Below are 6,425 nucleotides of genomic sequence, written 5' to 3' on the forward strand. Positions count from 1 at the left end.
CCCCATGGCTTCACCAACCCTGCACGTGGAGAGAACAACAATGTTGAGATCCCTTAAATTCACCGCTTTGGTCATGGGCATGATCGGTGCGGCACACGCGATGGCGGCGGGCCCGGACTTGACCGTGGTGTCCTTTGGCGGGGCGAACAAGGCGGCGCAGGTCAAAGCCTTCTACGCACCGTGGGAAGCGGCAGGCAACGGCAAGATCGTGGCTGGCGAATACAACGGTGAGATGGCCAAGGTCAAAGCCATGGTCGACACCAAGAGCGTGTCCTGGGACCTGGTGGAAGTGGAGTCGCCGGAGCTGTCCCGTGGCTGTGACGAAGACATGTTCGAGCAGCTTGATCCTGCGCTGTTCGGCAAATCCGAGAATTACGTCAAGGGCGCGATCCAGCCCTGCGGCGTGGGTTTCTTCGTGTGGTCTACCGTGCTGGCCTACAACGCCGACAAGCTGACCAGCGCACCGACCAGTTGGGCGGATTTCTGGGACACCAAGAAATTCCCCGGAAAGCGCGGCCTGCGTAAGGGCGCCAAGTACACCCTGGAATTCGCTTTGATGGCCGACGGTGTGGCACCGAAGGACGTGTACAAAGTGCTGGCCGGCAAAGATGGCCAGGACCGTGCATTCAAGAAGCTGGATGAGCTCAAACCAAGCATTCAGTGGTGGGAAGCCGGCGCACAACCGCCGCAATACCTCGCGTCCGGTGACGTGGTCATGAGCTCGGCCTACAACGGTCGCATCGCCGCCGTGCAAAAAGAAAGCAACCTGAAAGTAGTCTGGAACGGCGGCATCTACGACTTCGACGCGTGGGCCATCCCTAAAGGTCTGGATAAAGCACGCGCTGAAGCGGCGAAGAAATTCATCGCGTTCTCGGTGGCGCCGCAGCAGCAGAAGACCTACTCGGAAAACATCGCTTACGGCCCGGCCAACATTCAAGCCGTACCGTTGCTGTCCAAGGATGTNTTGAAGGATATGCCGACCACGCCGGAGAACATTGCCAACCAGGTGCAGATCGACGTGAGCTTCTGGGCGGATAACGGCGAGCAGTTGGAGCAGCGCTTCAATTCGTGGGCTGCCAAGTAACCCCGCNNATNCGCACCGCACCCCCTTGACCGATCGTTCCCACGCTCTGCGTGGGAATGCCGCCGGGGACGCTCCGCGTTCCGCCTTTGGATTTGACGCAGAGCGTGGGAACGATCAGCTGCCAGTGACTAGACACCCGGCAATGCGCGACAATGCCGGCCAGTAGCGGGATTGCCCGCGATGAGGGTGGGTCAGACAACAGAGATGTTGAGTCTGATGACGCCATCGCAGGCAGCCAGCTCCCACAGGTTGTTTGTACGCCTCTGTAACGATCAAAGATTTCCGGAGTACGCCATGGCCACCGCCATTCCCCTGAACGCGGGCACTGACCCCACCTTGAAGCAGCGGCTCAAGCACGCCGAGCGGATCAACCGCTGGAAGGCCCAGGCCTTGATCGCGCCCCTGGTGCTGTTTCTGTTGCTGGTGTTCCTGGTGCCGATCGTGGCGCTGCTCTACAAAAGCGTTGGTAACCCTGAAGTGGTCGGCGGCATGCCGCGCACTGTGGCGGCCATCGCCAGTTGGGACGGCCGCGGCCTGCCCGCCGAGCCGGTGTACAAAGCGGCCAGCGAAGACCTCGCTGAAGCCCGCAAGAATCAGACCCTGGGCGACCTGTCCAAACGCTTGAACATGGAACTGGCCGGCTACCGTAGCCTGCTGACCAAAACCGCGCGGGCGCTGCCGTTTACCGAAGCGCCTGCCTCTTATAAAGAAGCGCTGGAAGGCCTCGACGAACGCTGGGGCGATCCGGCCTATTGGCAGGCAGTGCGCCGCAACACCAGCAACATCACGCCGTACTACTTGCTGGCGGCGGTCGATCATCGCATCGACGACCTCGGCGAAATCGCCCCGGCCACGCCTGACCAGGCGATTTACCTGGACATCTTCGCCCGCACGTTCTGGATGGGCCTGGTGATTACCTTCATCTGTCTGCTGCTGGCGTACCCGTTGGCCTACTTGCTGGCCAACCTGCCGGCACGCAAAAGTAACTTGCTGATGATCCTGGTGTTGCTGCCGTTCTGGACCTCGATCCTGGTGCGCGTGGCAGCGTGGATTGTGTTGCTGCAATCCGGTGGGCTGATCAACAGCGGCCTGATGGCGATGGGCATCATCGATAAACCGCTGGAGCTGGTGTTCAACCGCACAGGCGTCTACATCTCCATGGTGCATATCCTGCTGCCGTTCATGATCCTGCCGATTTACAGCGTGATGAAAGGCATCTCGCCCACGTATATGCGGGCGGCGATCTCCCTGGGGTGCCACCCGTTCGCCAGCTTCTGGCGCGTGTACTTCCCGCAGACCTATGCCGGTGTCGGCGCCGGTTGCCTGCTGGTGTTCATCCTGGCGATTGGTTACTACATTACGCCGGCACTGCTGGGCAGCCCGAACGACCAGATGGTCAGCTACTTTGTAGCCTTCTACACCAACACCAGCATCAACTGGGGCATGGCCACGGCATTGGGCGGCTTACTGCTGCTGGCGACCGTGCTGCTGTACCTGATCTACAACCGGCTGGTGGGCGCCAGTCGCCTGCGCCTGAGCTGAGGAGACCTTGCGATGCTGAGCCCTTATATGTCACCGGTGGAACGGGTGTGGTTCTACAGCTTGCGGATCTTGTGCGGCTTGATCCTGCTGTTCCTGATATTGCCGGTGCTGGTGATTATCCCGCTGTCGTTCAACAGCGGCAGTTTCCTGGTGTACCCGCTGCAAGGTTTCTCGCTGCATTGGTACCAGGACTTCTTCGCCTCGGCCGAATGGATGCGCGCACTGAAGAACAGCATCATCGTTGCCCCGGCGGCCACCGTGCTGGCAATGGTGTTCGGCACTCTGGCGGCGATTGGCCTGACCCGCGGCAACTTCCCCGGCAAGGCGCTGGTGATGGCGCTGGTCATTTCGCCGATGGTGGTGCCGGTGGTGATTATCGGCGTGGCCAGTTACCTGTTCTTTGCGCCATTGGGGCTGGGCAACAGTTTCTTCTCGCTGATTGTGGTGCATGCGGTGTTGGGCGTGCCGTTTGTGATTATCACGGTGTCGGCGACCTTGCAGGGCTTCAACCATAACCTGGTGCGGGCGGCCGCCAGCCTGGGCGCTTCGCCGTTGACNGCGTTCCGCCGCGTGACGTTGCCGCTGATTGCGCCGGGCGTGATCTCGGGTGCGCTGTTTGCCTTCGCGACGTCGTTCGATGAAGTGGTGGTGACGCTGTTCCTCGCCGGTCCGGAACAAGCGACCTTGCCGCGGCAGATGTTCAGCGGCATCCGTGAAAACCTCAGCCCGACGATTGCCGCAGCGGCGACCTTGCTGATTGCCTTCTCGGTGCTGCTGTTGCTGACACTGGAATGGCTACGAGGCCGCAGCGAAAAACTGCGCACCGCCCAGGTCTGAAACTACACACTAGCCCCTGTGGGAGCGAGCTTGCTCGCGATAGCGGACTATCAGTCGACAACAATGTTGAATGTCAGTCCGTCATCGCGAGCAAGCTCGCTCCCACAGGGATTCAGGGTGTTTTCGGGATGTTGGGTCATTCACAGGCTGAATAGCAGACAAACCCCAATCCCCAGCTACTATTGTGCCCAGCTCCCCTATTCATAAGAGGCTGCGCACGATGAGTCTTTCCTCTTTCAAAATTGCTCACAAACTGATCACCGGCGCAGGTGCCATCGAACAACTGGCCGCCGAACTCACACGCCTGGATGTGGATAACCCGCTGATCGTCACCGACGCCGCGCTGGTCAAGTCCGGCACCGTGGCGCTGGCGTTGGAACACTTGGGCGAGCGGCCCTATGAAATCTTCGACCGTGTGCTGCCCGACCCGGAAATCGCCATCGTCGAAGACTGCATGCGCGCATACCGCGAAGGCGGGCATGACGGCCTGATTGGCCTCGGCGGCGGCAGCGCCATCGACATCGCCAAAAGCGTCGCGGCCTACGCCGGATACCACGGTGCCCTGGCGGACTTGTTCGGCGTTGACCAGGTGCCGCGCAAGGGCCCGCCGCTGATCGCCATCCCGACCACGGCCGGTACCGGCTCGGAGGTGACCAATGTGGCGATCCTCTCGGACAAAGTGGCACAGCTGAAAAAAGGCATCGTCAGCGATTACCTGCTGCCGGACGTCGCGCTGATCAGCCCGCAAATGACCCTGACCTGCCCACGCAGCGTCACCGCTGCCAGCGGTGTCGACGCGCTGGTGCACGCCATCGAATCCTACCTGTCACTGAATGCCTCGCCGATCACCGATGCCCTGGCCATTGGCGCGATCAAACTGATTGCCAATGCGCTCCCCAAGGCCTACGCCAACCCGGCCAACCTGCAAGCACGCGATGACATGGCCACTGCCAGCCTGATGGCCGGTATGGCGTTCGGCAATGCCGGGGTNGGCGCGGTTCATGCACTGGCGTATCCGCTGGGCGGGCGTTTCAACATCGCTCATGGCGTCAGCAACGCCTTGCTGCTGCCGTATGTCATGACCTGGAACAAAATGGCCTGCGTCGAGCGCATGCAGGATATTGCCGAAGCCATGGGGGTGAAAACTGCCCATCTGAGCGCCAACGAAGCGGCGGACAAAGCCGTGGAGGCAATGACCGCATTGTGCGCGGCGGTAGAGATTCCGCCAGGGCTGCGCAGCTTCGGTGTTCCGGAGGATGCGATCCCGGCCATGGCCGTGGAAGCGGCGGGGATCGAGCGCCTGATGCGCAACAATCCACGTAAATTGAGCGCCATCGATATCGAGAAGATCTACCGAGCNNCGNNCCANTGANTGCGGTCACNGTGCGCATGGCAAAGCATGAGGTATACAATGCGCGCCATTGTGATTTAGCTCAAAAAAGGTGCGTCATGCAGCCCTTCGTCATTGCTCCATCGATTCTCTCCGCCGATTTCGCCCGCCTGGGTGAGGAAGTGGACAAGGTATTGGCCGCCGGTGCCGATTTCGTGCACTTCGATGTCATGGACAACCACTACGTGCCCAACCTGACCATCGGCCCGATGGTGTGCGCCGCACTGCGCAAGTACGGCATCACCGCGCCGATTGATGCGCACCTGATGGTCAGCCCGGTGGATCGCATCATCGGCGACTTCGTTGACGCTGGCGCGACCTACATCACTTTCCACCCGGAAGCGTCGCTGCACGTCGACCGCACCCTGCAACTGATCCGCGAAGGCGGTTGCAAGGCGGGCCTGGTGTTCAACCCGGCGACCCCGTTGAGCGTGCTTGAGTACGTGATGGACAAGGTCGACATGATCCTGCTGATGAGCGTCAACCCAGGCTTCGGTGGCCAGAAGTTCATCCCCGGCACCTTGAACAAGCTGCGCGAAGCCCGCGCGCTGATCGATGCGTCTGGGCGTGATATCCGCCTGGAAATCGACGGTGGGGTGAACGTGAACAACATTCGTGAAATCGCTGCGGCTGGCGCCGACACCTTCGTCGCCGGTTCGGCGATCTTCAATGCACCGAACTACCAAGAGGTGATTGAAAAGATGCGTTCCGAACTGGCGTTGGCCCGTCCATGAGTGGCTTTGAGCAGCTGTTCCCCGGCAAACTGCCACGGCTGGTGATGTTCGATCTGGACGGTACGTTGATCGACTCGGTGCCTGACCTGGCGGCGGCGGTGGACGAGATGCTGCTCAAAATGGGGCGCGAGCCCGCCGGCCTCGAGTCGGTGCGCGAGTGGGTCGGCAACGGCGCGCCGGTGCTGGTTCGTCGTGCGCTGGCCGGTGGCATCGACCATTCGGCGGTTGACGACGGCGAAGCCGAGGGCGCGCTGGAGATTTTCATGGAGGCTTACAGCGAGAGCCATGATCTGACTGTGGTCTATCCCGGCGTGCGTGACACCCTGAAATGGCTGCACAAGCAGGGCGTGGAAATGGCCCTGATCACCAACAAGCCGGAGCGCTTTGTCGCGCCGCTGTTGGACCAGATGAAAATCGGCCGTTACTTCCGCTGGATCATCGGTGGCGATACCTTGCCGCAGAAGAAACCCGACCCGGCAGCGCTGTTTTTCGTGATGAAAATGGCCAACATCCCGGCCTCGCAGTCGCTGTTTGTCGGCGACTCACGCAGCGATGTGCTGGCGGCGAAAGCGGCAGGGGTCAAGTGCGTAGCCCTCAGCTACGGCTACAACCATGGCCGGCCGATTTCGGAAGAATCGCCGGCGCTGGTGATCGACGATCTGCGCAAGCTAATTCCCGGTTGCCTGGATCCGGGCGCTGAGATAACGTTGCCCGACACCGAACCGTCCCCTTCTGGAAATCCCATCGTGGTGGTCACTCGCAAACTCTGGATGAAAGTCATCAAGGCCCTGGCCCGCTGGCGTTGGCGCGCCTGACTGATCCTGGCCGCGCTGCNGGC

General features: G+C 61.1%; 6 protein-coding genes. All 6 read left to right on the top strand.

What is annotated here, in order from left to right; genetic code table 11:
• The first annotated feature begins 40 nt into the window (after positions 1 to 40).
• Positions 41 to 1,084: an ABC transporter substrate-binding protein gene (locus tag B7L09_RS20260; RefSeq protein ID WP_094470358.1), complete on the top strand. Its 1,044-nt coding sequence runs from the start codon at positions 41 to 43 to the stop codon at positions 1,082 to 1,084.
• Between the two features lie 294 nt (positions 1,085 to 1,378).
• On the top strand, positions 1,379 to 2,626 hold the full coding sequence (locus B7L09_RS20265) for an ABC transporter permease (RefSeq protein ID WP_094470359.1): 1,248 nt from the start codon (positions 1,379 to 1,381) through the stop codon (positions 2,624 to 2,626).
• A gap of 12 nt (positions 2,627 to 2,638) precedes the next feature.
• On the top strand, positions 2,639 to 3,463 hold the full coding sequence (locus B7L09_RS20270; RefSeq protein ID WP_017739612.1) for an ABC transporter permease: 825 nt from the start codon (positions 2,639 to 2,641) through the stop codon (positions 3,461 to 3,463).
• 220 nt (positions 3,464 to 3,683) lie between these two features.
• The gene (locus B7L09_RS20275) at positions 3,684 to 4,835 is read left to right on the top strand and encodes an iron-containing alcohol dehydrogenase (RefSeq protein WP_094470360.1); all 1,152 of its coding nucleotides are present in this window, start codon (positions 3,684 to 3,686) and stop codon (positions 4,833 to 4,835) included.
• 77 nt (positions 4,836 to 4,912) lie between these two features.
• A complete protein-coding gene (gene rpe, locus B7L09_RS20280) occupies positions 4,913 to 5,587 on the top strand; it encodes a ribulose-phosphate 3-epimerase (RefSeq protein WP_094470361.1) in 675 nt (224 codons plus the stop codon).
• Entirely contained in the window at positions 5,584 to 6,402 is an 819-nt protein-coding gene (locus B7L09_RS20285; protein WP_094470362.1) for a phosphoglycolate phosphatase, read from the top strand. The genes rpe and B7L09_RS20285 overlap by 4 nt, the downstream gene beginning before the upstream one ends.
• The last annotated feature ends 23 nt before the right edge of the window (positions 6,403 to 6,425 follow it).

Origin of the sequence: Pseudomonas mandelii (assembly GCF_002251635.1) — a bacterium.
GTDB classification, from domain to species: domain Bacteria; phylum Pseudomonadota; class Gammaproteobacteria; order Pseudomonadales; family Pseudomonadaceae; genus Aquipseudomonas; species Aquipseudomonas mandelii_B.